Source organism: Nonomuraea sp. NPDC003707, assembly GCF_053587055.1.
On sequence record NZ_JBSFNK010000012.1, the window covers coordinates 308,657 to 332,537 of the forward strand.

Genomic DNA, 23,881 nt, shown 5'->3' on the forward strand with positions numbered 1-23,881 from the left:
TACCGGGCGTGTCGCGCGCCCTCCTCTCCCCGCGACCACTAGGCGCATGAACGGCTCCGGCGGCGGCACGTGAGGACCCACCGACGCGAAAGCCCGGCGCAGAGGCCGGGCATGCGATTGACGGTGGCGTTCAGGCGACCCGCCACCGTCACGAGGATTCGAGGTCAGCTGTCCTTGGCCGTCCAGCGGAACGTCTTCAGGCACAGCAGCAGCGCGCCGACGCACCAGGCGCCGAGCACGAGGGCGGTCATCGGGAGCTGCCACGAGCCGGAGGGCTCCAGCGCGGCCGCGTGTTCCGGCAGGAACACCGAGCGCATGCCCTGGGTGATCCACTTGAGTGGGAACAGCGACGCGAAGAACTGGAGAATGCCCGGCACGTCGGAGAAGGGCATGAAGACGCCGGAGCAGAACTGCACGATGAGGAACGGCAGCGTGATCACCGCGTTGGCCCCGCGCGTCGACTTCGGCAGGCTGCCGGCCGCGATGCCCAGGAGCGCGCAGGCCGTACCACCCAACAGCAGGACCCAGGTGAACGTCAGCCACCGGTCGAAAGAGGTGGGCACCTGGATGCCGAACAGCAGCGCTCCCACCGTGACCAAGATGGCCACCTCGGCGACCATGCACACCAGGACCTGGATGACCTTCCCGCCGAAATACGCCATCCGTGGCAGCGGCATGCCGTAGAGCCTCTTCAGGGTCCCGTCATGGCGTTCCAGGGCGATGTTGATGCCCAGGTTCTGGAAGGACGTGCCCATCACGCCGGCGCCGATCATGCCGGCCGTGAGGATCTGGGCCCCCGTGATCCCGGCGATGGCCGGTTTGTTGATCTGCATCGCGCCGAGCAGCATCAGCATGATCGCCGGGAGCGAGAAGATGACGATGAACTGGCTCTTGGTGCGAAAGAAGCTCCTGAGCTCCAGCCCGCCGCGCTTGAGCGCCAGGCCCCAGGCGCCGGGCAGGCTCACCGAGCTCGCGGCGGGGATGCGAGTCGTCGGTCTCGACATCGTGGTTGTCACGGCTGGTCTCCGATCAGGCCGAGGTAGATGTCTTCGAGGGTCGGCCGGGTCACGGCCAGCTCCGGGATCTCCCCCTCGAACTGGCGGCCCAGCTCGGCGACGACCTGCGTGGGCGTCGCCGTCTTCACGCTGCGCTCCCCGTCCGGGCCGGCCCAGCTGACGGTGGCCATCGCCTGCGCGCGGCCGGCCAGCGTGGCCGGCTCCCCCAGCGCGACGACCTTGCCCCCCACGATCACTCCCACCCGGTCGGCCAGCGCCTCGGCCTCGTCCAGGTAGTGCGTGGTCAGCAGGATGGTGGTGCCTTCGTCGGACAGCTGCGAGATCAGGTCCCAGAACTGGCGGCGCGCCACGGGGTCGAACCCCGTGGTGGGCTCGTCCAGGAAGACCAGCTCGGGATTGCCCACGACGCCGAGCGCCACGTCGACCCTGCGCCGCTGGCCGCCGGAGAGGTGGCGGGTGCGGACGTCGGCCTTGCCGGTGAGCCCGACGAGCTCGATCACGTGGTCGGGGTCGCGCGGGCTCGGGTAGTAGGTGGCGTAGTGGTGCACCATCTCCCGGACGGTCATCTCCGCGGCGTCGGTGGCCGACTGCAGCACGATGCCGAGTCTGGCGCGCCAGGCCCTGCCGGCCTGGCCGGGGTCCTCGCCGAGCACGCTGATGTCGCCGGCGTCGCGGCGGCGGTGCCCTTCGAGGATCTCAACAGTGGTCGTCTTGCCTGCGCCGTTGGGGCCGAGGAGCGCGAACACCTCACCCCTGGCGATGTCCAGGTCGACGCCGTCAATGGCGACCACGTCGCCATATCGCTTGCGCAGCTCACGTACCCGCACCGCTGTATCGCTCATACCCATCAGGGTTGGGGATCGGCTCCGCCACCGACACCCCTATTTAGGGTTTCACCTGGTCAAACGTCTAAGCCGCAGGTCGGACCCCAAATCAAGGAGCTGACCCCCTATCAACCGTTCGGAGGATGTCGCAAGTCGCGGCCACCGATGATTCTGTAAACATGACAGTCATCGAAATCGAGGGCATGAGTAAGAGCTACCGAGGCAAGCAGGTTCTCGAGAGCGTATCCCTGAAGGTGGAAAAGGGCGAGGTCTTCGGGATCGCCGGCCCCAACGGCGCGGGCAAGACCACGACCGTGGAGTGCATGGCGGGCCTGCGGCAGCGCGACGGCGGTGTGCTGCGCGTGCTGGGCCTCGACCCGCAGACCGACCGGCGCCGGCTCCTTCCGCGCGTCGGCGTCCAGCTGCAGGAGGCGGCCCTGCCGGACGCGCTCAAGGTGGGCGAGGCGCTGAAGATGTATGCCTCTTTCTACGAGAAGCCCGCCGACTGGAGGGCGCTCATGGACGAGTGGGGGCTGACCGAGCGGCAGCGCTCCAGCTTCAGGAGCCTGTCGGGCGGTTGGAAGCAGCGCCTGTTCATCGCGCTGGCCCTGGTCGGCAACCCGGAGGTCGTCTTCCTCGACGAGCTCACCACCGGTCTGGACCCCTCGGCCCGCCGCATGACGTGGGGCCTGGTCCGCGAGATCCGCGACCGCGGGGTGACCGTCGTGCTGGTCACCCACTTCATGGACGAGGCCCAGGCGCTGTGCGACCGCATGGCGATCATCGACCAGGGCCGCGTCATCACCCACGGCACCCCGGGCGAGCTGAAGGCCCAGGGCCGTACCGAATCGCTCGAGGACGCGTACTTCGCTCTGACGGGAGGGCAGGCGGCATGAGAGGCATCACTCAGGTCATCGCGGTCGAGCTCAAGCTGATCGCACGGGACCCCATGTCGGCGTTCTTCGCGCTGGCCTTCCCCGCGATCATGCTCTGGGTCAAGCTGCGCAACGGCGGGTCCCTTCCCAGCGGGCTGTCGCTGGCGGACGCCAACGTGCCCATGCTGACCACGTTCGTCATCGGCATGGCCGCGCTGGTCATCCTGCCGGCCACGGTCGCCCAGTACCGGGAGCGCCTGGTGCTGAAGCGGCTGCGGGCCACGCCGGCCTCGCCCGGCATGCTGTTCGGCGCGCAGTGGGTCGCTCACATGCTGCTGGCCGTGTTCGGCACGGCGCTGCTGGTGGCCATCGGCTTCTTCGTCTACGGCGCGTCGGCCCCCGCCAACGTGGGCGGCGTGGTCGTGGCGTGGCTCCTCGCCGCGCTGAGCCTCAGCGCCATCGGCTTCCTGCTCGGCGCGGTGGTGCCCTCCGGCCGCGGCGCGACCGTGATCGGGCTGAGCCTGTTCTTCCCGATGGTCTTCATCTCCGGCGCCATCATCCCCCGCGAGAGCATGGGCGGTTCGATGCGGGCGATCGGTGACCTGACCCCCATGGCACCCGCCGTCCAGGCCATCCGCGCCGGCTGGGAGGGCCAGGCGATGTCCCCGATCTCGCTGGCCGTCATGCTCGCGATCTGCCTCGTGGCCGGCGGCGTCGCCATCAAGGCCTTCCGGTGGTGAGCAGCGTCGACCGTGAAGGGCCGGGGCCGGTGGTCACCTCCACCGGCCCCGGCCCTTCACGATGGGACCGGGTCTGGCCCTATCTGCCCTACCTTTTCATCCTGCTTCCGGCTGGTTTCTCCCTGCTGCAGAACTGGCGGCCGGACACGCTGGTCCTGGCGCTGTTCGCGATGGCCTGGCACTGGTTCATGGTCGGCGCGCACCCGGAGTGGATCAAGCACCACCTCGTCGCGCTCGTCTACTTCGCCGTCCTGCTCGCCGCCATCGGGGCGCTGGTCAGTATCGACTCGGTGTTCACGGTGGCCGGCCCGGCGGTGTTCATCCAGTCCTTCGCGCTGCTGCCCCGCTGGTGGGCCTACGCCGGGGTGGTCGCGACCGCGGGGGTGCTGGTCTCGATGCGGCCGGAGGCCGGGCGGAGCCCGGGCCAGATGCTCTTCTCGTTCCTGGTGGCCGCGCTGGTCGCCTCCGCGGTCGGCCTGGTCGTCCAGACCATCTCCGACCAGAACGAGAGCCGCAGGGTGATGATCGCGCAGCTCCAGGAGACCGGCGCGAGGCTGGCCGCCCTCGCGGCCGAGAACGCGAACCTGCAGGCCCAGCTGCTGACCAAGGCCCGCGAGGCCGGAGTGGTCGGGGAGCGGCAGCGGCTGGCCAGGGAGATCCACGACACGATCGCGCAGGGTCTGGCCGCCATCGTCACCCAGGTGGAGGCCGCCGAGGAGGCGCTCGACGACGTCAAGGCGGCTCGTGCCCGCCTTGACACGGTTCGCATGCTGGCCAGGGACAGCCTGAAGGAGGCCCGCCGGTCGGTGCAGGCCCTGCGCCCCGCGCCGCTGGCCGAGTCGCAGCTGCCGGCCGCGCTCCAGGACGTCTCCGGCAAATGGTCGCAGGCCAGCGGCGTGGCCTCGTCCCTGGAGGTCACGGGCGAGGCCCGGCCGCTGCACGCGGAGGTGGAGATCACCCTGCTGCGGGTGGCGCAGGAGGCGCTGGCGAACGTCGCCAAGCACGCTTCCGCCGGACGAGTTGCCCTCACTCTGTCGTACATGGAAGATGTCGTGGTGCTGGACGTACGCGACGACGGAGCCGGTTTCGCCCCCGAGCCACCGGGCCTGCCGGCCGCGCCCGCCTCCGAGGCGGGCGGTTTCGGCCTCCTGTCCATGCGCCAGCGCGTGACCAGGCTGGCGGGCGACTTCCAGATCGAGTCGGCCCCCGGCGAGGGCACCGGCATCTCCGCCGCCGTCCCCGCCATCCCCGCCGAAACGGGCCTCGAGCCATCCGACCGATCCAGAAACGCCGGGTGAGACATGCCGATTCGGCTGATCATCGTGGACGATCATCCGGTCGTCCGCGACGGGCTGCGCGGAATCTTCACCGACGACGAGTTCGAGGTGGTCGGGGAGGCGGGTGACGGGTTCGAGGCGCTGGCCGTGGTGGAGCGCACCAATCCCGACGTCGTGCTCACCGACCTGCGCATGCCGAGGATGAAGGGCGCGGAGCTCATCCGCCGGCTGCGCGAGCAGGCGCCCGACGTCCGCGTGCTCGTGCTGACCACGTTCGACGACGACGTGGACGTGCTGCCGGCCATCGAGGAGGGGGCGACCGGCTACCTGCTCAAGGACACCCCGCGCGCCGAGCTGCGCCGCGCCGTGCAGGCGGCGGCGCGCGGCGAGACCGTGCTGTCCCCCTCCGTGGCCGGCGTGCTGACGCAGAAGCTGCGCGCGCCGCGCCAGCAGCCTCTCAGCCGCCGTGAGCTGGAGGTCCTGTCGCTCATCTCCCGGGGCGCCACCAACCGCGACGTGGCCAAGCGGCTGTTCATCACCGAGGCCACCGTGAAGACGCACCTGCTGCACATCTTCGCCAAGCTCGAGGTCAACGACCGTGCGGCCGCCGTCGCTGCCGCCTACGAGACGGGCCTGCTCAGGCCGGGCGTCGACAGCTGATTAAGGGCACCTAGGGGTGTGCCGCCCCTCCGGCCGCTTCGTACCGTGGAACAGGCGGCCGTTCCATCTCTACCCGAGGGCACCTTTCCCGCCCCGGACGCGACGAGTCAAGCGGTGTGTCAAATGTGGCCACCGCATTTCCTTTCCCCCTGATGAATTCTTTCGCGTGCCGCCGAATCGGTTCCTGGAGATCGTCCGGAAGGATTTGGAGATGAGCTCATGAACACGCTTGCCCTGGCCGACCCGAGGGCCGAGCTGGAGATCGTCGGCGGCAAGGGGGAGTCCCTGGCGCGCCTGGCCAGGGCTCGGCTGCCCGTGCCGGCGGGTTTCCACGTCACCACCGGCGCCTACCGCGACTTCGTGGCCCGCCATGGTCTGCGCGAGGCGATCCTGTCCGGGGACGCCGAGGAGATCCAGGCGCTGTTCGCCGGGTGCGAGATCCCGCCGGAGATCACCGAGGACATTCTGGCCTCGTACGCCACGCTGGGCGAGGACGCCGCGGTGGCCGTCCGGTCGTCGGCGACCGCGGAGGACCTGCCGGGGATGTCGTTCGCCGGGCAGCAGGACAGCTATCTCAACATCCGCGGCGCCGAACAGCTCCTGGACGCGGTCAGGCGTTGCTGGGCCTCGCTCTGGACCGACCGGGCGATCGCCTACCGCGACCGCCACGACATCCCGCGGGACCAGGTGGCCATCGCCGTCGTCGTCCAGGAGCTCGTACCCGCCGACGCCGCGGGCGTGCTGTTCACCGAGGACCGGGTCTCCCCCCACGACCGGCTGACCATCAACGCCGCATGGGGTCTGGGCGAGGCGGTCGTCGGCGGCCTCGTCACGCCCGACACGATCACCGTCGACCGCGCCGGCCTCACGGTCGTCGAGGAGCGCATCGCGTCCAAGGCCGTCATGACCGTGCGCACCCCGGACGGCACCCGGGAGGAGCCCGTCCCGCCCGCCAGGCGCGACGAGCCGGTCCTGACCTCGGCGCAGGCGACCCGGCTGGCCGAGCTGGGCCTGGCGATCGAGGAGCTGTACGGCCGCGCGATGGACATCGAGTGGGCCCTGCACGACGGGCGCCCGCACATCCTCCAGGCCAGGCCGATCACCGGCCAGCGCGAGGTGTGGAACGACTCGCTCAAGGGCGACTACCTGTGGACCAACGGCAACCTGGGCGAGGCCATCCCCAGCGTCATGACGCCGTGCACCTGGTCGCTCGTGCAGGCGTTCATCGCCGAGATCATGGTCGTCGGCGACCTCGGCGGCCACCCCATCTGCGGCAACATCGGCGGCCGCGTCTACATGAACATGAGCCTGACCGCCTCACTCGGCAAGGCCCTCGGCATGACCAAGAAGATCAAGGACTCCCAGGAGCCGATCTACGGCAGGCTGCCGGAGGGTGTGGGGACCCCGCTGCTGCCGATGTCGCGCTGGCAGACCCTCAGGGCGGCCAGGCCGATGGCGGGCGGCCGGCGCGAGATCCAGAAGCTCGTGGAGCGGATCCCCGAGTACATAGCGGACGCGCCCCGCCGCACGGAGGAGCTCCGCGCCATGATCGCCGAGAGCGACGACCTGGTCGCGCTCTGGCAGAGCGAGATCGAGCCCAGGTTCGACGAGTGCAACCGCATGCTGGCCGCCGCGGCCCGCCAGGACGCCGGCTCGCTGGTCTACCTCGGCGCCCGGCTGACGAAGCTGGTCGGGGAGGCGGACGCCACCGTGCTGATGTCCGGCATCCAGGCCCGGGACGGCCGGCTGGAGAGCCTCGGCCCGCTGCTCGGGCTGGCCCGGCTCAAGCGCGGCGAGATCTCCCGCGAGGAGTACGTCCGCAGGTACGGGCACCGCTGCCCGGACGAGTTCGAGGTCTCGGCCGCCCGGCCGGTGGAGGACCCGGCGTGGATCGACGAGCAGTTGGCCGCCCTCACGGTCGACCCCACCGAGCTGCTCGAACGCCAGGAGGCGGCGAGCGCGGCGGCCTGGCGGCGCTTCCGCGAGCGCCACCCGAGGCAGGCCGAGAAGTTCCGCCGCCAGATCGACCGCTGGGAGGCGATCGTCCGCTCCCGCGAGGAGACGCGGTCGGAGATGATGCGCGGCTTCTGGATGGTGCGCGACTTCGTCCTGCGTGCCGGCGAGGTGACCGGGCAGGGTGATGATCTGTTCTTCCTGACGGTCGAGGAGATCCTGGGCGTGCTGCGCGGCTGGAACCGGCCGCTGTCGTACGTCGCCAGGCGGCGGGCCACGTACGAGCTGTACAAGGCGCTGCCGCCGTACCCGGGCATCATCCGCGGCCGGTTCGACCCCGAGCGGTGGGCCGCGGACCCGCATCGGCGCGGCGACGTGTTCGACGCTGAGGACACGGCGGCGCCCCCGTCGCAGACCATCAGCGGCTTCCCCGGCGCGGCCGGCGTGGTCGAGGGGACCGCCCGGGTGCTGGCGTCGGTGGCGGAGGGCGACCGGCTGGGCGAGGGCGAGATCCTCGTGACGACCGTGACGAACGTGGGCTGGACGCTGCTCTTCCCGCGCGCGGCGGCGGTCGTCACCGACGTCGGCGCTCCCCTGTCGCACGCCGCGATCGTCGCCCGTGAGCTGGGGATCCCCGCCGTCGTCGGGACCAGGAACGCCACGATGCTGGTGCGGGACGGCGACCGGATCCGCGTCGACGGCAGCAAGGGCAGCGTCGAGGTGATCGGCGAGTCGGCGCGGGAGCGGGAGGAGGCGCTCGTCCTGAGCTGAGGCCACGCGGAAGGCGCCGGGCTCTCCAGGAGCCCGGCGCCTTCGTGGTGTTCGGCCCGGTTTCAGCGGGTGGCGGTGAGCAGCCGCATCCCGAGCGGCAGGTCGAGCAGCCTGCCGGGGGTCAGGTCGGCCTCCTCCAGGAGCGCGCGGTACTCCGCCTCGGTGCGCTCCCGTCCCCCGGTCATCACCATCATGTGCAGGTCGTACGCGAGCGGCAGGTACGAGTCCTGGCCGACGACGCGTTCGACGACGAGCAGTTCGGCCCCCGGCTCCATCGCCTTGGCGCAGTTGGCCAGCAGGACGGCGCAGCGCTCGTCGTCCCAGTCGTGCAGGATGCGCGAGAGCACGTAGACGTCGCCGCCCTCCGGCACGGCGTCGAACAGGTCGCCGCCGACCAGCTCGCACCTGTCCAGCACGCCCATCCGCGCCAGGTGCGCGGGCGCGGCCTCGACCACGTCCGGCACGTCGAACAGCACGCCGCGCGCCGCGGGGCTGCTCCGCAGGACCGTGGCCAGCAGGGCGCCGGTGCCGCCGGCCAGGTCGACCACCCGGCGCGCGCCGGAGAAGTCGTAGGCGTCGGGGACGCCGCGGAAGAACGAGGCGCCCGCCGCCATTCCACGGTTGAAGACGGCCGCCTTGCCCGGGTCGCCGGCCAGGTGCGCGAAGACGGGCTCGCCGTGGACGTGCTCGAACGCCGGCTCCCCGGTGCGGACCGCGTGTGCCAGGCCGTCCCAGGCGGAGGCGAAATAGTCCTCGCCGTAGAGGGTGGCCAGCGGGCCCAGCGCGTCGCCGCGCAGCTGCGCCCCCATCGGGGTCAGCGCGTACCTGTTGTCGGCGTCGGCGTCGGCCAGGCCCACACCGGCCAGCAGCCGTAGCAGGCGGTGCAGCGCGTCCGGGTGCGCGCCGACCTCCTCGGCGATCTCCTCGGGGGCCAGGCGCCGCCCGTCGAGCGCGTCCGCGACGCCCAGGCGCACCGCGGCGAAGGTCGCCTGCGCCACCCATCCTCCGGTGAGGATGCGCATCAGATCCTGCTCCATCGAATCCTTCCTCAGGGTGTGGACGGCCACGCGGTGGCGACGGCGCGGGACAGCTCCGCGATCACGTCGCCCTGCCGCGGCACGAGGTAGAAGTGGTCGCCCTCCATCACGCGGACGGCGAATCGGTCCCTGGTGAGCTCGCCCCATCGCGCCGCCTGCCCGGCGGTCACCTCGGGGTCGTCGCTCCCGAGCAGCGCGGTGACGGGGCAGGCGAGCACGCCGCCCGGCCGGTGCCGGTAGGTCTCGTCGACCCGGTAGTCGTTGCGTACGGCGGGCAGGGTCAGCTCGCGGATGTCCGGATCGTCCATGAGCTCCCGGTCCACGCCGCCGAGCCGGACCAGCTCGTCCACCAGCTCGTCGTCGGAGCGGGCGTGCGTGTCGCCGGGGCGGTGCTCGTGAGGGGCGTGCCGGCCGGAGGCGAACAGGTGCGTCACGCCCCTGCCCCTGGCCTCCAGCGCGCGGGCCACCTCGTACGCGATCAGCGCCCCCATGCTGTGCCCGAACAGCGCCACCGGCCGGTCGAGCAGCGGCGCCATGGCGTCGGTGACGAGCTTGGCGAGGTGGACGGCGTCGTCCACGAGCGGGGCGGCGCGGTGATCGCCGTGTCCCGGGTACTGCACGGCGCGTACCTCGACGGAGTGCGGCGCGTCCCCGTGCCAGCTCCGGTAGAAGCTCGCAGAGCCGCCCGCGTGCGGGAAGCAGAACAGCCGCAGCCCGGCGTACGGCCTGGGCCGGTAACAGTGGAACCAGTTCATGTGAGCTCCGCGGCGGACAGGGGTCGTGGTGCCGTCTGGACCAGCAGTTCGGGCCGGCCGATCGCGGCGGTGGCGTCGAGCCAGAGGCGGCTGAGCGTCAGGTGGTACTGGCCCTGGCGCAGCGGATCCCGCCCCTCCTCGACGTCCTGGCGCAGCTCCGACAGCGCCCGCCGGACGCCGTCGGGCCACACGGACGTGACGATGTCGTGGAAGGTAGGCGCCTGCGCCGGTCCGATGGTGGTGGCGCTGGGCAGGCGCAGGTGGTCCGCGCCGGTATCGAAGCGGTCGTCGGCGTCGCGGCCGACGTACATGCGGGGGCTCCACACGAGCGGGCCGTGCGTGTTGACGAGGGTGAGGCTGCCGCCCTCCGTCCCCACGGTGACGCGGTGGAGCAGGTGCAGGTGGGCGTCGGGGTCGTTGGGGGCGATCTGGTTCTGCACCCGGAGGGTCAGCGGCACGCCGCCGACGGTTCCGGTGAGGCAGGTGAACGGCGTGCCGGGGGCTGTGGCGGTGAACGTCCACGGGCGTAACGCCCCCAGGGCCCGGCCGAGGATGTCGAACAGGGCGTAGGCGACGTGGACGCTGCAGGCGGCGTCCACGTAGAGGGGCCGCTGGAGCTCGAACAGGCGGCGGGCGGTCTCGATGAACCGGCGTACCGGGTCGAGGTGGACGTACAGGGTGTTCACGTGGTGCACGGCGGAGGCGGCCCGGGCGGTGCGCAGGCAGCGGGCCAGCTCGTCGGCGTGCAGCGGATGCTCCTGCAGCACGTGCACGCCGCGGGCCAGCAGGGCACCGGCCAGCTCGCTGCCCTCTCCCCCGACGACTCCCGACCGTACGACCACGCAGGCCAGGTCCGCGAGCTCGGGCACCTGGTCGGGGTCCGTGAGCAGCGGGACCCCGTACTCCTCGGCGTACGCGGCGGATCGGGCGCTGCCGCGGGCGAGGACGCCGGTCAGCTCGAAGGGGCCGTCCCGCAGCGCGGAGAGGTAGATCTGGCCGAACTTGGTCCCGCACACCACCACCCGCTTCACAGCGCGCCCTCCTCGAACACCGGCGCGACCAGGTCGATCGGCGCCACCGCCTCGGTGATCTCGATCTTCGCCACGGGCTCCAGGTCCGCCAGCACCCGGGCCGGGTCGAGCACGGCGTCGGCCTGGTGGAGCCCCGCGGCGACCTCGCCGCGGAGCACCGCCATGGCCGCGTGCGCGGCGACCGCGGCGGTGAGCGCGTAGGAGTCGTGGGTGCGCAGTGCCAGGGTGCGGGTGCCGTGCGGGCTGCTGAGCTGGAAGAGCAGGACGTAGTACGGGGTGCGCCCGGCCAGTTCGAGCTCGGCCGCGCGCGTCAGGTCCGCGGCCTGGCCGGCAGTGCTCGCGGCGGCGAGGACGCCGTCGCCGGTGATGACGTTGTACCAGCGGGCCTCCACCAGCCCGAGCTCCCCGGCCACCCGCTCCGCCTCGGCGCTCAGGTAGGGGTAGGCGGTGACCGGCCCTGGGAAGTAGGGGAGCTGTACGTCGTGGACGGGGGTCAGGGCGCGGGAGACCCTGGCGCCGTCACGCCACGCGGCCAGCGCGGCGCCCCGCTCCTCCTGCCCGGCCAGCAGGAAGTCACCGGCGGCGGCGGGGGTGAGCCGGTCCAGCCCGCCGGTGTAGACGTCCAGCCGGAGCCCGGCGTTCGGGGAGGCGAGGGCGGCCAGGTGGCGGGGCACGAGTCCGGTGAGGCCGGGGAGCATTCCCGCCGACAGCACCGCCGTACGTCCCTGCGCGCCCGCATCGGCCTGGGCGAAGGCGGCGGCGTCACCGGCGGCGTCCACGTAGTCGGCCCCGGCGGCGAACGCGGCCCGCGCCACCCGGTCCCGCAGGAGGTAGGAGGGGCCCGCGCAGTTCACGACGACCTGGCAGCCCGCGCAGAAGCGGGCGAGCTCGGCCGCGTCGAGCGCGTCCACCTGCCACGCCTCGCCGTGCCCGCCCAGATCCGCGTCGACGAACCGCCGGGCCGCCGCCCCGTCCCGCCCGCCCACGCGCAGCCCCGGGTGGCCGGCGAGCAGGCGGGCCGCGGCGCCACCGACCGCGCCGTAGCCGCCGAGTACGCCGATCACGCGGTCACCTCGGTCACCAGTTTCGCCACGTCGTCCGCGTACGGCCCGCTGAGGCAGCTGAAGTGGTCGCCCTCGATGTCGAGCGCGGTGAGCCGGCCCAGGCAGAGGTTCTGCCAGAAGTCCGTCATGTCGTCCTGCAACGTCGGCACGAGGTTGGTGACGCCGCGCTGGCGGAGGAACGTGATGTCGCCCGCGTACGGCTCCGGGTCGTAGTGGGTGACGGCCGTGAAGCTCTGCCGGAAGACCCGGTAGGCCAGGTCCACCCGCTCCTGCGGTTGACCGAGGGCGCGGGCGACGGCGGCCAGCCGGTCCGGGGGTGAGGTGGCGGCCAGTTCGGCGAACTGGCGGCCGATCTGCGCGTGGCCGGGATCCGCGCTGCCGGCGAGCGCGGCCAGGCTGCCCTCGGGCACGTGTCCGGGCGACGACTCCAGCACGACCCGCAGGGCCCCGGCGAGGTCTCCGCCGGGGTGGCCGAGCCGGACCGGGTCCAGGCCGCAGGCCTGCGCGAAGCCGTACTCCAGCATGAGCTCGTCGCTGATCCGGTAGGGGAAGCGGGAGCTGCTGACGACGGTGAGCCCGTCGACCACCGCGCCGCTCTCGGTGAGCCGGCGGGCGACCTCGGTGGCGATGAGGCCGCCCATGCAGTAACCCACGATGTGGTAGCCGGCCGCGCCCTCCTCGATCAGGAGCCGCGCGTACGATCCGGCCAGCGATTCCACCGTTTGCGCGGGGTCCAGCTCCAGGTAGCGCTCCGCGTCGTTGATCACCAGGCCGAGCAGCGGCGTCCCGGAGAGCTCGGGGACGAGCGCCCGGTACGGGGTCAGGGTGCCGGTGCCGTCATGCAGCAGCACCCGCACCGAACCGCCCTTCGTCCCGTCCCCGGACAGGCGTACCAGCGGGCTGGCGTGCGTTCTCGGCAGCCCCTGCTCACGGTCGTCGCGGGCCTGGCGGAGGTGGGCCGCCAGCGCGGCGACGGTCGGCTGGTTGACGAGCTGGCGGACCAGGCTGTCCCAGTAGAAGCCGCTCGCCTCCTCCAACTCCTCGCGCACCCGCCCGGCCAGGCGGGTGACCAGCAGGGAGTCGCCGCCCAGCGCGAAGAAGTCCTGGTCGCGGTGGACGCGCGGGAGCCCGAGCAGCTCGGCCCAGAGGGCGGCCAGCCGCCGTTCGAGGTCGTCGCGCGGCTCCTCGCCGCCGGGCGCGCTCTCTCCTGTCGTGCTGGGCAGGAGGGTACGCAGCCGCGTCCGGTCGATCTTGCCGTTGTCCGTCAGCGGCAGCTCGTCGACCACCTGGACGTGGGCCGGGAGCATGTAGTCGGGCAGCCGCTCGGCGAGGAACGCCCGCAGCTCCGCCAGGTCGATCCGCTCCCGGTCGTCGGGGAAGCGGGCCGCGAAGACGCACTGCCCGAGGGACGCCAGCGGGTCGCCCGGCCCGGGCAGGCAGGCAAGCGTACGGGCGCCCGCCCCGCGAAGCAGGTCGAGCCACTCGTCGCGGGTGACGAACGTCCGGTCGCGGCCCTGCCGCACGTCGGCGTAGTCGTGCGGGTTCATCAGGAACTCCATCGAGCTCATGATCTGGACGTGCTCGCGGGTGGTCTCGATGAACACCAGCCACCCGCCGGGCACCAGCAGCTCGCGGAACCTGGCCAGCACGGCGGCGGCGTCGTGGGAGTTGTGCAGGACGTTGGCGCAGAGGATGACCTCGAAGGAGTTCGGCTCGTAGCCCTGGGCGCGGTAGTCGGCGTTGATGTCGAACAGGCCGTACCGCACCCACGGGTGGTCCGCGAACCGTTCGGCGGCCTGGGTGAGGAAGAACCGCGACAGGTCGGTGAAGACGTACTCGACCTGGTGTCCGACCAGCTCGGGGATCAGCTCGGCGCTGGTGCCGCCCACGCCCGCGCCCGCTTCCAGGACGCGCAGCGGCCCGCCGGTGTGGTGCTCGGCCACGCGGCCGACCACCGCGCGCACGATGCGGTTGACGTACCTGCTGAGCACGTTGTCCTTGTACGCGCCCTCGGCCGTCCCCACGTCACCCTCGGGGAACAGCAGCTCGCGGGCGTCGAGCTCGCCGCGCATCAGCTCGGACAGGTGCGTGGTGCTGACCCGCAGGAACCTGATCAGCTCGGCCCCGTAGTCGAGCCCTTCGGCCAGGATCCCGACCCGGCGCCACAGCGGCTCCACGCCGGTGTCCCCACGCAGGTTCCGGTACCGCCCATCGGGGTCGCGGTCGAGCCGTCCGCGCTCGTGCAGCGCCGTGAGCCAGCGCCGGACGAGCCGGTGGTGGCTCGGCGCGACCCGCGCGGCGGCCAGGATCTCCTCGAGGCCGTGGCCGTCCTCGGTGGTGAACAGGCCGCCCGTACGGAGCGCCGCCGCCATCGACGCAAGCGCGATCTCGTCGAGCGTCTCGGCCACCGCCACGACGCGCGCCAGATCGACGCCCTCCAGGGCCGCAACCGCCGCGACCTCGGCCGCACCCGCGACATCGAGCCCGCCATCCCCAGCCCCTGCGTCCGGCGCGTCGCCCCGCCCCGCCCTTGTTTCCGGCGCGTCGCCACTCTCAGCCTCCGCGTCCGGTGCGCCGTCGTCCTTGCGGGCGGCGGCCTGGGCGAAGGCGATCAGGCGGCGTTCCAGCGCGCGGTCGCCGTCCACGATCACGGTCCCGGCCGCGACCGCGGGGTGTGCCTGCAGCGCGGTCTCCACCTCGGCCAGCTCGATCCGATGGCCGCGGATCTTGACCTGGGAGTCCTCCCTGCCGAGGAACTCGATGTTGCCGTCGGGCCGGTAGCGGCCGAGATCGCCGGTGCGATAGAGGCGCTCGCCGCCGTGGCGCACGAAGCGCTCGGCGGTCCTGCCCTCATCGCCGAAGTAGCCGATCGCCACACCGGAGCCGCCGATGTACAGCTCTCCTGGCACCCAGTCCGGGCAGGGCCGCATGGCGGCGTCGAGCACGTGGAAGGTCTGGTTGGCCAGCGGCTTGCCGTACGGGACGCTCACCCAGCCGGGCAGCGGGTCGCCGACGGGGTGGTAGATGGACCAGATCGCGGCCTCCGTGGCCCCGCCCAGGCTGATCACGTCCAGTCCCGGCACGCGGCGGCGGATCTGGCCGGGCAGCGCCACCGGGATCCAGTCGCCCGACAACATCGCCAGCCTCAGCGTGGGCAGCTCCGCCGCGGGCTCCGCGTGCAGATAGTGCTGGAGCATCTGGAGTTGCGCGGGCACCGAGTTCCACACGGTGACCCCGTGCCCGGCGGCGAGCTCGGCCCAGTGGGCCGGGTCGCCCCGGCGTGACGGATCCGGCAGCACGAGGGCCGCCCCGACGGCGAGCGGTCCGAAGATGTCGTAGACCGACAGGTCGAACCCCAGGCCGGCCAGCCCGAGCACGCGGTCGTCCGGGCCGACGCCGAAGCGGGCGCTGATGTCGTCGATGGTGTTGCGGGCGGCCCGATGGCTGATCATCACGCCCTTGGGCACGCCCGTGGAGCCCGAGGTGTAGATGACGTAGGCCAGATCGTCAGGGTGCCGCCGAGCGCCGTCCTCGGCGTGGGCCGGCGAGAAGGCGTGCTCGGCATGGGTCGGCGGGAGGGTGTCGACGGCGATCCAGTCGTGCTCGGCGTGCCAGGACTGCGTGAGCACCAGGCGGGCCGAGGCGTCGGCGAGGATGCGGTCGCGCCTCGCCGGTGGCTGCCCGGTGTCGACCGGCAGGTAGGCGCCGCCGGCCAGCAGCGTGCCGAGCACGGCCACGACCTGCTCGACCCCCTTGTCCATGACCACGGCGACGATCTCGCCGGGCCGGTGCCCCGCCTCGCGCAGCGCCCGCGCCACCCCGGCGGCCCGGCCCAGCAGCTCGCCGTACGTGATCGAACCGGCGCCCGTGACGACGGCGATTCGTTCCGGTGTGCGGCGTGCCTGGGCCACGACCTCCTCGTGCAGCAGCCCGTCCGGGAGCGGCGCGGCGGTGGCGTTGACGAGGGCGCGGCGGCGCGTCTGCGCTTCGGGCAATTCGACAGGGTCCTCGGACGACCAGGCCTCGTCCGAGGACAGGCCGTGCAGGAGCGCGGTGAACGCGGCGAACATGTCGTCCACGAGCCCTTCGGGGAACACCCCCGCGCGCACGTCCCAGTTGACCAGCAGCGCGTCGCGGTGCTCCTTGACCTGGCAGTCGATCCACACCTGGGGCGTCTGGCTGATGCCGTACTCCGGCGTACCGTGCTCGGCGTCGTCACGGCCGAGGCCGATGGCGCTGGTGAACACCACCGGCATCAGCGCGGCGTCCCGGCCGCGCCGGCGGGCCAGCTCCCGTATGACCTCGATGCCGCCGCAGCGGCGGTGCTCCATGTCGGCGAAGAGCTGCCGGCCGATGGCGTGGGCGCGCTCGGCGAAGAACCGGCCGGGCGTGGTGTCGACGGCGAGCAGGTTGAGCGTGGTGAAGTCGCCGACGACCCGGTCGATGTACGGGTGCAGCGGCGGGCGGTCGAGCAGCGTCAGGTTGAGCGTGAACTTGGGCCGCCGGCTCCACCTCCCGATGACCTCGGCATAGGCGGCCAGCACGGCCTGCGACGGCGTGATGCCGGCCGCGGCGGCCCGGGTGCGTAACCGCGCCCATTCCGCCGGCTCCACCCTGCTCTCCCACCGCCCAAATCGGGCGTCCACGGCGGCCTGGTCGAGCGCGGGCAGTTCGGGCGCGGCCGGCAGGTCGTCCATGCGTCCCCACCAGTAGGCGCGATCCCGGTCGTAACGGGCGCTCTCGCGCTGCGCGCGCAGGGCCAGCAGGCAGTCGCGGAAGCTGACCGGGACGGGGGGCAGGTCGGCGTCAGGGTTCTCGTGCAGCAGGTGCAGCTCGCCGAGCAGCAGCTGGATGCTGACGTAGTCGGCGATGAGCAGGTCGATCGAGGCGTGCAGGAGGGCTCCGCGATCGGTGAGCGAGATCCGCAGCTCGAACAGGGGCCAGCTGCCCGCCGGATAGACCGTGTTCGCCATCTCCTCGCGGACGGCGGCGAGCCGCTCCTCCGGGTCGGTGCCGCGCAGGTCCGTCACACGGACCTCGTAGCCGGGGACCTCGGCGAGCACCTGCTGGTGGCCGTCGGGGTGGATCACGGCGCGGAGCATGTCGTGGCGGGCGATCAGGGCACGCCACGCGGCCTGTACCCGTTCCGGGTCGAGCCGGGGGAAGGAGACCTCGACATAGCCGTGGCAGGCGACTCCGCCGTAGCCGAACGCGTCGTTGCGGCCGAGCAGGTAGGCCTGCTGGACGTCGGTCAGGGGGAAGGGGTCGAGGCGGCGTTCGGGCTCGGGCCGGACCGTCTCGGCCTCGGACTCGCGGCGCAGGTGCGCGATGATCTCGGGCTTCGCGCCGATCAGCGCCGCGCGCCGATCCTCGGTCAGCGCTCCCTTGGGCGCCCGGAAGCGGAGGCTGCCGTCGTCCTCCCACAGCCGAATCCCGGCGGCCTCCATGTCGGCGATGAGTTCGTGTACGGCCGGTGCCTGGGTCACAGCACGCCCTCTTCCGTCTCTTGGGTGTCGTCCGCCGTCAGGCCGATCGCCTCGGCGCAGTCGGCGATGGTGGGAGTGGCGAAGAAGCGACGCAGGGACAGCTCCACGCCGAGCCGCCGCCGTACGATCTCGGCGAAACGGGTGGCGAGCAGGGAGTCGCCACCGAGGGCGAAGAAGCTCTGGCCCCGTCCCGGCGGCGGGATCTCCAGCAGCTCGGCCCACAGCTCGGCGAGCAGCGCCTCCGTACCCGGGCGTGGGGGGTCGTCATCAGGCAGAGGTTCCAGCCGGGTGGACAGAGCTCCCCTGTCGATCTTGCCGTTGGCGGTCAGCGGCAGCCGATCCAGTACGGTGATCGTCGGCGGGACGGCGTAGCCGGGCAGCCGATCGGACAGGAACGAACGCAGCTTGTCGAGATCGACGTCCTCAGGGGTGACGAAAGCGGCCAACCGGCGCTGCCGCCGATCTCCCACTGCGACCGCCACGGCGCGGGCCACCTGCGAAGACGCCTCCAGGGCCGCCTCGATCTCCCCCAGCTCGATCCGATGTCCCCGGATCTTCACCTGATGATCGGCCCGCCCCAGGAACTCCAACGTCCCGTCCGGCCAGTACCGGCCCAGATCCCCGGTCCGATACCAACGCTCGCCACCGTGCTGGACGAACTTGGCCGCCGTCGTCTCCAGATCTCCCCGATAACCGACCGCCACCCCGGCGCCGCCGATCCACAGCTCCCCCGCCACCCAGTCCGGGCAGTCCCGGCCACGCCCGTCCACCACCCGATAGCGCTGATTACGCAACGGCAACCCGTAAGGGATCGACGTCCAATGCGCCGGGACCCGGTCCACCTCCCAGGCGTTGGACCAGATCGCCGCTTCCGTCGCTCCGCCCAACGCCACCAGCCGGCACTCGCTCTGAGCGGCCAGTCGCGCGTGCAGGTCCAGCCCCACCCAGTCACCCGACACCAACGCCAGCCTCAGACTCGGAGCCGTGGTGTGCAGAAGCATGTCGAGCAGGGTCGGGACGGTGTTCCAGATCGTCACCCCGTGCGCGGCGCACAATCGGGCCCAAGCCTGCGCATCCCGCCGCTCCTCCTCCTGCGGCAGAACGAGCGCACCGCCCGCCGACAGCAGGCCGAAGATGTCGAAGACGGACAGGTCGAAATCCAACGCCGAGACCGCCAGGACCCGATCGTCCGGACCTACGCCGAAACGCTGGTTGATGTCCTCGATCGTGTTGCGTGCCGCCCGATGAGAGACCTCCACCCCCTTCGGCTCTCCGGTCGACCCCGACGTGAAGATCACGTATGCCGACATATCCGGCGCGACCATCACCGGCTCGGCCAACCCTTGTGACTCCCCGGGCAGACCGGTCAGGACGTGACGCGCACCCGCTCGCGACAGGATGCGCTCCCGCCGCGCGACCGGCTGATCCACCCCCACCGGGACATACACTCCACCAGCGGCAAGAACGCCCAAGACAGCGGCGATCTGGTCGGGCCCCTTGGGCAGCACGACCCCCACCGCATCGCCTGTTGCGACCCCAGCCGCCCGTAGATGCCCCGCGACCTGCAACGCCTGATCCGCCAGCGCGCCATACGACACCACCCGGCCATCACCGATCAACGCCGCACGATCCGGCTCACGGGCAGCCCACCCAAAGAACCCCTCGTGCAAAACACCCTCAGGCAACGACCCCGAAGTAGCGTTCACCCGCTCCCGCACCACCGCCTGATCAACGGGCAACCCCACCGGAGCGGCAACCGACCAATCCCCCTCGGCCAGCCACGCCAGCAACTCCCCGTAGGCGGCGAACATCGCATCCAGCACACCCGGCGCGAACAGTTCCTCCACCGCGTCCCACCGGACCAGCAGGCCTCCCTCGACCTCCCCCACCTGGCTGTCCAGCCAGACCTGCGGGGTCTGCGAGACGCCCCAGACCTGCTCGGCGAAGGAGGGGCCGAACGCGCCGCCGCCGGCGACGCCGAGCGTGCTGGTGAACACGACCGGCATGGTCATCTCGATCGAGTCGCTCCGCCTGGCCAGCTCCCGCATCACCCAGACCGCCGACACCTCGCCGTGTTCGAGCCCGCGCCACACCTCTTCCTGCAGCCCGCGCGCCCCGTCCAGCCAGCCGGCTCCCGTCCGGTAGCCGGCGAGGAGGAGGGAGGTGAAGTCGCCGAGCACGCGGTGGATGTCGGGGTGGACCTCCCGCCTGTCGAACAGCGTGAGGTTGAGCGTCAGCGCCTCCTGGCCGCTCCACCTGCCCAGGACCTCGCCGAAGGCGGCGGCCAGCACGGTGGCGGGGGTCAGCTCGTGCCGCCTGGCCAGATCCGTGATCGTACGCCACCGCTCGGCCGGTATCCGGAGCTCGCGGCGAGCGAACCGGGGCCGGTCGATCATCGCCGGGTCCACGCGCAGTGGCAACCTCGGGGCGGGCGGCAGTTCGGGCAGCCGGGCGGCCCAGTATTCCTTGGCCGTCTCGAAGACCGCGGGATCGGGCTCCTGCGCGAGCACGTAGTCGCGGAACGACACCTCGATCGGCGGCAGGACGGTGTCGGGGTCGTGGTACAGCTGGTCGAGTTCGGCGAAGAAGACCATCATGCTGAGCGCGTCGACGATGATGTTGTCGAAGCTGACGCCGAGCCGTACCCCGCCGTCGTGGCGGGCGGCCCGCGCGTCGAACAGCGGCCAGCTGGACACGTCCAGCACCTGGTGCGACATCTGCTCGCGCAGTTGCTCGACGCTGTCGACGGCGGCGACGGCGAAGCGCGGCACCTCGCGCAGGATGCGCTGGAGCCCGTCCTGGTCGAAGACCGCGCGCAGCATCTCGTGCCGCTCGATCAGCAGGTTCCAGGCCGTTTCCAGCCGTTCGAGGTCGATGTCGCCGTCGAACTCGGTGTAGAAGTGGCAGCCGACGCCGCCGAGCGTGAAGTGCTCGGCCCGGCCGAGCCAGTAGGCCCGCTGCACCTCGGTGGGCGGGAATGGGTCGTGCCGGTGCTCGACGTCCGGGACCAGCACGGGAGCGGGCGCAACCGCCTCCCCCACGGTGAAGGTGGCCGCGAAGTCCGCCAGCACGGGCGTCTCGAACAGCAGGCTCAGCCTGGCGTCGGCGACGCCTTCCGCACGCAGGCGCGCGATCATGCGGGTGGCGAGCAGGGAGTCGCCGCCGAGGGCGAAGAAGCTGTCCGTGCGCTGTACGGCCGGGAGTTCGAGCAGGTCGGCCCAGATCTTGGCGAGCACGGTCTCGGCCGGTCCCACGGGCGGCTCCTGGACGGTGCTCTCCGCTGTCTCGATGACCAGGGCGGTGAGTGCACTTCTGTCGATCTTGCCGTTGGCGGTCAGCGGCAGCCGATCCAGTACGGTGATCGTCGGCGGGACGGCGTAGCCAGGCAGCCGATCGGACAGGAACGAACGCAACTTGTCGAGATCGACGTCCTCAGGCGTGACGAAAGCGGCCAACCGGCGCTGCCGCCGATCCCCTACCGCGACCGCCACGGCGCGGGCCACCTGCGAAGACGCCTCCAGGGCCGCCTCGATCTCCCCCAGCTCGATCCGATGCCCCCGGATCTTCACCTGATGATCGGCCCGCCCCAGGAACTCCAGCGTCCCGTCCGGCCAGTACCGGCCCAGGTCCCCGGTCCGATACCACCGCTCGCCCTCGTGCTGGACGAACTTGGCCGATGTCGTCTCCGGATCTCCCCGGTACCCGATGGCGACGCCTGCGCCGCCGATCCACAGCTCCCCCGCCACCCAGTCCGGGCAGTCCCGGCCATGCCCGTCCACCACCCGATAGCGCTGATTACGCAACGGCAATCCGTAAGGGATCGACGTCCAATGCGCCGGGACCCGATCCACCTCCCACGCATTCGACCAGATCGCAGCCTCCGTCGCACCGCCCAACGCCACCAGCCGGCACTCTCTCTGAGCGGCCAGACGCGCATGCAGATCCAGGCCCACCCAGTCACCCGACACCAACGCCAGCCGCAGACTCGGAGCCGTGGTGTGCAGAAGCATGTCGAGCAGGGTCGGGACGGTGTTCCAGATCGTCACCCCGTGCGCGGCGCACAGCTCCGCCCAGCGTTGGGCATCACGCCGTTCGCTCTCTTCGGGCATTACCAGCGCGCCGCCCACGGACAGCAGGCCGAAGATGTCATACACCGACAGGTCGAAGTCCAACGCCGACACCGCCAGGACGCGATCATCTGGACCCACGCCGAAACGCTGGTTGATGTCCTCGATCGTGTTGAGCGCCGCCCGATGAGAGACCTCCACCCCCTTCGGCTCGCCCGTCGACCCCGACGTGAAAATCACGTATGCCGACATATCCGGCGCGACCATCACCGGCTCGGCCAACCGCCCCGCCTCCCCAGGCAGACCGGTCAGGACATGGCACGCACCCGCACGCGACAAGATCCGCTCCCGCCGCGCGACCGGCTGATCCACCCCCACCGGGACATACACCCCACCAGCGGCAAGAACACCCAACACCGCCGCGATCTGATCAGGCCCCTTCGGCAGCACAACCCCCACCGCATCGCCCGTCACGACCCCAGCCGCCCGCAGATGCCCCGCGACCTGCAACGCCTGATCCGCCAGCGCGCCATACGACACCACCCGGCCATCACCGATCAACGCCGCACGATCCGGCTCACGGGCAGCCCACCCAAAGAACCCCTCGTGCAAAACACCCTCAGGCAACGACCCCGAAGTAGCGTTCACCCGCTCCCGCACCACTACCTGACCAGCAGGCAACCCCACCGGAGCAGCAACCGACCAATCCCCCTCCGCCAACCACTCCAACAACCCCCCATAAGCGGCGAACATCGCGTCCAACACACCCGGCGCGAACAGCTCCTCCACCGCGTCCCACGCCAGATGCAGCCCATGGTCGTACTCGTTGATCTGGTGATCGAGCCACACCTGCGGCGTCTGCGTGATCATCCAGCCGGGAGCGCCGAAGGCCTCGCGTACCTCCGGGACGATCAGCTCGGTGCCCAGGTTGCAGGCGAACACCACCGGAGCCCCGGTGTGCTCGCCGCCGCGGGCGAGGTCGCGGAGCACTTCGACGCCGGAGTACCCGGTGTGGCGCGCGTCGGCGCGGAAGCGGGCCTGCAGGGTTCTGGCGCGCTCGGCGAACGGCTGCGCCTCGGACAGGTCGGCGGCCACCAGGATCAGATTGGTGAAGTCCGCGACCAGGTGGGCCACGTCCGGATGCACGGTCTCGTCCCGGTCGAACAGCGGCAGGTTGAGGAGGAGGCGCTTTTCGCCGCTCCACGCGGCGAGCACCTCGGCGTAGGCGGTGGCCAGCACCATGGCGGGGGTCAGCCCGTACGCGCGGGCCTGCTCCTGGATCCGCCGCCACGAGTCAAGGGACAGCCACCTCTCGCGCCGGACGAACCGGGGCCGGGCGATCCGGCCGGGCTCCACGGCGAGGGGCAGCTGGGGCGCGCCGGGGAGCTCGTCCAGGCGTCCGCGCCAGTACTCCTGGTCCCGTACGCGCCGCACCGCGCGTTCGGCGTCGCGGGCCGCGAGATATCGGGGGAACGAGCAGGCCAGCTCGGGGAGCGGCCGGTCCGGGTCCAGGTAGAGCATGGCCAGGTCCCGCAGCAGGATCTGCAGCCCGAGCACGTCGGCGACCAGGAAGTCCACCTCGAAGTGCACCCTGGTGCGGCCGCCCGGCAGCAGCGACAGCCGCACGTCGAAGACCTCGCCCCCGGAGGCGTCGAAGCGGCGGTGCGACAGCCGCTCCCTGACGGCCTCGGCGGCCTCCTCCCCGAGTTCCGTCAGGTCGTGCACGGTCAGGCCGGGCCAGGGGCTGGTGTCCGTGATCTGCTGGGTGCCGTCGTCGTGGAAGATCGCGCGGAGCATGCCGTGCCGGTCGATCAGCGCGCGTACGGCCCGCTCCAGCCGCGCCGGGTCGATGCCGGAGCCGTCGAACTCCAGGTACGCGTGGCAGCCGACACCGCCGATGACCTGCCCGTCGCCACGCCCGATCCAGTACGCCAGCTGGACCGGGGTGAGCGGGAACGGCGCCGCCTCGTCCACGACCGGCTCCGGCGCGGGGACCTCCACGGCCGGGGACAGTCGCGAGCCGACCAGCGACCACCAGGCCGCGAGCGTGAACTCCGTCGCCAGCTCGCTGAACGCGATGCCGGCCCCGGCGCGCCGCCACCGCCCGGCCAGCCGCATCGCGCGGAGCGAGTCGAGCCCCAGGCTGATCAGGTCGGCGTGGTCGGTGACCGCCGAGGGGTCGAGGTCGAGCTGGCCCGCGATGTCCGCGCGCATCGAGTCGAGGGTCGGCGGAGAGGTGGAAGGGGCATGAGGAACGACGGCTTTGTCCGACACGAGAGAACCCGCCTATCGAGTAGTGCCTGCATCACGCCCGCGGCCGGGTGC

The 23,881-nt window shown here is 71.8% G+C and carries 13 protein-coding genes; 5 read left to right on the top strand and 8 right to left on the bottom strand.

Features of this window, described 5'->3' with window-relative positions; translation table 11 throughout:
• Nucleotides 1–164: 164 nt before the first annotated feature.
• Both ACWDRB_RS30885 and ACWDRB_RS30890 read right to left on the bottom strand, forming a co-directional pair.
• Nucleotides 165–1,016: an ABC transporter permease gene (locus tag ACWDRB_RS30885; protein WP_449899497.1), complete on the bottom strand. Its 852-nt coding sequence runs from the start codon at nucleotides 1,014–1,016 to the stop codon at nucleotides 165–167.
• Nucleotides 1,013–1,858, bottom strand: a complete 846-nt coding sequence (locus ACWDRB_RS30890) for an ABC transporter ATP-binding protein (RefSeq protein WP_397365838.1) — start codon at nucleotides 1,856–1,858, stop codon at nucleotides 1,013–1,015. The genes ACWDRB_RS30885 and ACWDRB_RS30890 overlap by 4 nt, the downstream gene beginning before the upstream one ends.
• A gap of 161 nt (nucleotides 1,859–2,019) precedes the next feature.
• On the opposite strand from ACWDRB_RS30890, the gene ACWDRB_RS30895 reads away from it, so the two are divergent.
• From ACWDRB_RS30895 to ACWDRB_RS30915, 5 genes are all read left to right on the top strand, one after another.
• Complete coding sequence (locus ACWDRB_RS30895) at nucleotides 2,020–2,736, top strand: ABC transporter ATP-binding protein (protein WP_449899499.1); 717 nt, start codon at nucleotides 2,020–2,022, stop codon at nucleotides 2,734–2,736.
• Nucleotides 2,733–3,455, top strand: a complete 723-nt coding sequence (locus tag ACWDRB_RS30900) for an ABC transporter permease (RefSeq protein ID WP_357744017.1) — start codon at nucleotides 2,733–2,735, stop codon at nucleotides 3,453–3,455. The genes ACWDRB_RS30895 and ACWDRB_RS30900 overlap by 4 nt, the downstream gene beginning before the upstream one ends.
• Nucleotides 3,452–4,753, top strand: a complete 1,302-nt coding sequence (locus ACWDRB_RS30905) for a sensor histidine kinase (protein WP_449899502.1) — start codon at nucleotides 3,452–3,454, stop codon at nucleotides 4,751–4,753. The genes ACWDRB_RS30900 and ACWDRB_RS30905 overlap by 4 nt, the downstream gene beginning before the upstream one ends.
• A 3-nt stretch (nucleotides 4,754–4,756) precedes the next feature.
• The gene (locus ACWDRB_RS30910) at nucleotides 4,757–5,392 is read left to right on the top strand and encodes a response regulator (protein WP_449899505.1); all 636 of its coding nucleotides are present in this window, start codon (nucleotides 4,757–4,759) and stop codon (nucleotides 5,390–5,392) included.
• Nucleotides 5,393–5,611: 219 nt separating this feature from the next.
• Nucleotides 5,612–8,116, top strand: coding sequence for a PEP/pyruvate-binding domain-containing protein (locus ACWDRB_RS30915; RefSeq protein WP_449899508.1), 2,505 nt, complete (start codon nucleotides 5,612–5,614; stop codon nucleotides 8,114–8,116).
• Nucleotides 8,117–8,178: 62 nt separating this feature from the next.
• On the opposite strand, the gene ACWDRB_RS30920 is transcribed toward ACWDRB_RS30915, so the two are convergent.
• The 6 genes from ACWDRB_RS30920 to ACWDRB_RS30945 are packed head-to-tail and all read right to left on the bottom strand — an operon-like array spanning nucleotide 8,179 to nucleotide 23,770.
• Nucleotides 8,179–9,153 (bottom strand): methyltransferase, encoded by a 975-nt coding sequence (locus ACWDRB_RS30920; protein ID WP_449899510.1) that lies wholly within the window; start codon nucleotides 9,151–9,153, stop codon nucleotides 8,179–8,181.
• Between the two features lie 11 nt (nucleotides 9,154–9,164).
• On the bottom strand, nucleotides 9,165–9,908 hold the full coding sequence (locus ACWDRB_RS30925) for a thioesterase II family protein (protein WP_363979406.1): 744 nt from the start codon (nucleotides 9,906–9,908) through the stop codon (nucleotides 9,165–9,167).
• Nucleotides 9,905–10,939 carry a Gfo/Idh/MocA family oxidoreductase gene (locus ACWDRB_RS30930; protein WP_449899513.1) on the bottom strand — a complete coding sequence of 345 codons (1,035 nt, stop codon included), beginning with the start codon at nucleotides 10,937–10,939 and terminating at the stop codon, nucleotides 9,905–9,907. The genes ACWDRB_RS30925 and ACWDRB_RS30930 overlap by 4 nt, the downstream gene beginning before the upstream one ends.
• Nucleotides 10,936–12,003 (bottom strand): saccharopine dehydrogenase NADP-binding domain-containing protein, encoded by a 1,068-nt coding sequence (locus ACWDRB_RS30935; protein ID WP_449899515.1) that lies wholly within the window; start codon nucleotides 12,001–12,003, stop codon nucleotides 10,936–10,938. The genes ACWDRB_RS30930 and ACWDRB_RS30935 overlap by 4 nt, the downstream gene beginning before the upstream one ends.
• Nucleotides 12,000–17,489: an amino acid adenylation domain-containing protein gene (locus ACWDRB_RS30940; RefSeq protein WP_449899517.1), complete on the bottom strand. Its 5,490-nt coding sequence runs from the start codon at nucleotides 17,487–17,489 to the stop codon at nucleotides 12,000–12,002. The genes ACWDRB_RS30935 and ACWDRB_RS30940 overlap by 4 nt, the downstream gene beginning before the upstream one ends.
• Nucleotides 17,486–23,770, bottom strand: coding sequence for an amino acid adenylation domain-containing protein (locus tag ACWDRB_RS30945; RefSeq protein WP_449899519.1), 6,285 nt, complete (start codon nucleotides 23,768–23,770; stop codon nucleotides 17,486–17,488). The genes ACWDRB_RS30940 and ACWDRB_RS30945 overlap by 4 nt, the downstream gene beginning before the upstream one ends.
• Between the last annotated feature and the right edge of the window lie 111 nt (nucleotides 23,771–23,881).